We start from the raw sequence: 1,663 nt of genomic DNA, 5'->3' as shown, positions 1-1,663 counted from the left end.
GGTCGGCTGGATGATGGCGGCAACCCTGCTCGCGGACATCGCGGGCGTGGGGGAGGCGGGCCTGCGCGGCGTCTGGGTCGAGCACGGCGGCTGGCCGGGGCGCGGGCACGAGGCCGCCCGTATGGTCGGCCGTGTGCTGGTGGGCATCGCCCTGATCGCGGGCGGCCGGCTCAGTTCTGAGTCGTCGGGCGGATGACGATCTCGCCGATCTCCACGTCAGGCGGTTGTTCGATGGCGAAGGCGACGGCGCGGGCGACGGCTTCGCCAGGAGGTCACCCGCGCCGTGCAGTCCGAGATCCGGCGATACCGCACCGACACCTGCCCGGAGCCGGAGCTGCTGCGCCTGGCTGCCGACATCCTGGAGAAGGTCGTACAGCATGAGCGGGCACCGGCGCAGGTGCAATTCGGCGCACGCCTGGCGGCCGTGGTCGACGCCGAGCAGACCGACCGGCTGTTCTCGCCTGCGAGGCGGCGGGTGACGAGAAGGCGCCTTTGACCCCAAACCGTCTGAAATTGATCATCAGCCTGGGGGCTGACAACTCATGCGGCGGAGGGCGAAGCGGGCAGTCCCGTGCTTCGCCCTCCGCCGCATTCGCCGTTCGGGTTGCTGGGCTGCTACGAGTGCTTTACAGACCGCTTGGCAGGAGCGGTAGAGCGTCCGGTCGGGCTGGCGCTGCCAGCCTTGCGTGTGGTGATGGTCGCGGTGGGGTCGTCACTGGCGGGGGCATCGGGGTATTGGTCGTAGTGGAAGCTGTCGCCGTTGAAGGTCAGCGGGTTCCCGACCTTGGTGCCGTCCGCACGGGTGACCTGCAAGGTGTAGGTGCCGACCCAGAGGGCGGCGGCGTGGTCGGGGGGCGCCTGGAGCGTGCAGGTGACGGTCGGCCGAGGCGAGCATGAACGTCGCTGGGCCCATCATTACCGCATGCGGCGTAGACCGGGTACGCGCCCGTACGCGAGGCGGCCGGACAACCCTGTCGCCGAGCGCCGGGTTGGACACCACGATGCGGCCAGGTCAACCGGGTGTGAGCCACGACCGAGCCCGGTGTAGCGGGTATCGGAGTGGTCCGGGAAACATCGGCTGCAGACGGTCTGGTCCGGTTGTGAGGCTGGACAACTGACTCACAGTGCATCATGGAACCCACAGCCGCCGGTCTCGACCTCGCGGCGAGGTCGGCCCAGGTCGGCCGTCCCAAGGCGTCAGTTCGTCGGTCCGGACGAGCGCTCAGGGAGACACAGAACGGCCTTCCCGATTTGCCCCGGGAAGGCCGTTGTCTTCTCGCCAGGCCCGGACAATCGCGTCGGACAACTCGCCCTTGAACGCCGGTAGCCGGCCGGGAGCGCGGGTGGAGGGAACGGGGCCGCGGAAGGCGCGCTGACGGGCGTCCCGAATGCGGTCATAGCGAGACAGGAGCTTGCAGCAGTGTCGACGTCCAAAGTCGGCTGCACGAATGACCGAACTCCCCTGCACGCCCACAGGGCCAATGGGCAGGACGCACCGCCGGCCGTTACAGGGCGAGGGCGGCAGGTCGACGTCGTCCTGGTCGAACCTCAAACACGCGCGTGACCGAGTATCGGTTTCCGAAACGGCGTGCAGGCGTTGTCCTGTCCGTGGCCGTGCAAAAGTAGCCGCAGGTGGCCGGGTTGAGGTCACCGCTGGTGGCCA

1 protein-coding gene and 1 pseudogene are annotated in these 1,663 nt (G+C 69.0%); both read left to right on the top strand.

Going from position 1 to position 1,663, the window contains the following annotated elements; all coding sequences use genetic code 11:
* Positions 1–196, top strand: a pseudogene (locus ABD844_RS40925) (hypothetical protein); the annotation flags it as partial.
* 87 nt (positions 197–283) lie between these two features.
* Positions 284–496, top strand: coding sequence for a hypothetical protein (locus ABD844_RS40915; protein WP_344890953.1), 213 nt, complete (start codon positions 284–286; stop codon positions 494–496).
* Positions 497–1,663: the final 1,167 nt, after the last annotated feature.

It is taken from the genome of Nonomuraea antimicrobica, from assembly GCF_039536965.1.
Lineage (GTDB): Bacteria > Actinomycetota > Actinomycetes > Streptosporangiales > Streptosporangiaceae > Nonomuraea > Nonomuraea antimicrobica.
The sequence above is the reverse complement of the archived record's forward strand: the minus strand, read 5'-3'. Positions and strand labels throughout refer to the sequence as shown.